A 1,271-nucleotide genomic window follows, 5' to 3' on the forward strand; every position below is an offset into this window, starting at 1 on the left:
TGACCCGTCCTGCCATAGGTTGACACCTGTGGCGGATGTAGAGGCCGCCGTCAGGCGGCCAAGGACGCCCGATGCACTGCATCGGGCGTCTGCATTTTAAGGGACAGATGTGGCCGCTCGGCGTTATAGATCTCTACCGATTCGGCCACCATCAGGCGTGCCTGCGCGAGGTCTTGAGGCCGATACAGCAGGAATTCGCCTTTCAAGATCCCATTTACCCGCTCTGCGAGAGCGTTCTGGTAGCAGTCGTAGCCATCGGTCATCGAGCAGGTCACGCCGTGCTTGGCGTGGATCTTCTGGTAGTAGTCCGAGCAATACTGGATGCCACGGTCGGAGTGGTGGACCAGCCGTTGGCGCGTTTTTCGCCCCTTCAGTGCCATTTGCAGGGCTTGGGCGACCTGCTCTGTCTGCAACGTGTCATGCACGCTCCAGCCTACGATCTTGCGTGACCAAGCATCCGTAATCAGGCTCAGATAGACGAATTTCCCTTGCGTCGGCAGGTAGGTGATGTCGGCGACCCACACCTGCTCGCAGCCGGTGGGTACCACGCGCCCCTCGCCAGCTTTGAGCAGGTTGGGGTGCCGCCGGAAGCGGTGATGGCTGTTGGTTGTCTTGTGATATGCACGCCGCATGGGCACCAGGAGCCGGGCATCACGAAGGACACCAAACAGGCGGTCCCGCCCCATCGCTATCCCCGATGCCTGCAGTGCCGGCCTGATCAGACCGTGGAGCTTGCGGGTGCCGATGCGGGGCTGTCGCGCCCGATAGCCACCCACCAAAGCGATCGCCCGTGCGCCCTCGACCAACTGCTGTTGCTGTCGATGGCCGGCTTGGTAGTACGCCTGCCGACTAATGCCGAAATGTCGGCAAGCCCTTGCAACGCTTAGGCCTTGGAGGCGCCCTTGCGTGAGGACTTGCCGGAAGGCTTTTTTACAATGCGCACCCCGTAGTCCTCTTTGAGAACATCGACGATGGCTTCGAAAAGCTGCGCTTTCTCGTTGGCCTCCCGCAGTTGCACCTGCAAGGCCTTGATCTGTTGTTCCGGCGTCAGCGGCTTGGCCGCCCCGCTTTTGGGTGAAGTGGTCATGGGGGCAGATGATGCACCACCCGACCAATCCTGCCGACCATGGCGGCGAAGCCAGCCAAGCACGGTGCTCCGTCCTTGGATCCCGTATCGCTCCTGGGCCTTTTTGTAGGTCAGTTCCCCGCGCTCGACCTGGTCGACCACCGACAATTTGAAGGCCAGCGAGTAATCCCGCTGGCTGCGCCTG

General features: G+C 61.4%; 1 protein-coding gene. It reads right to left on the reverse strand.

Annotation, left to right across the window (positions count from 1 at the left end; translation table 11 throughout):
* Positions 1 to 50: 50 nt before the first annotated feature.
* Positions 51 to 1,271 (reverse strand): IS3 family transposase gene (locus ABE463_RS18615; protein ID WP_346469142.1). Its coding sequence is split into 2 segments (ribosomal slippage), with 1,222 coding nucleotides annotated over them: positions 51 to 934 and positions 934 to 1,271; the frame shifts between segments, so codons are not numbered across the junction. This gene is flagged as partial in the annotation.

Source organism: Stenotrophomonas sp. TWI819, from assembly GCF_039673075.1.
GTDB lineage: Bacteria > Pseudomonadota > Gammaproteobacteria > Xanthomonadales > Xanthomonadaceae > Stenotrophomonas > Stenotrophomonas rhizophila_B.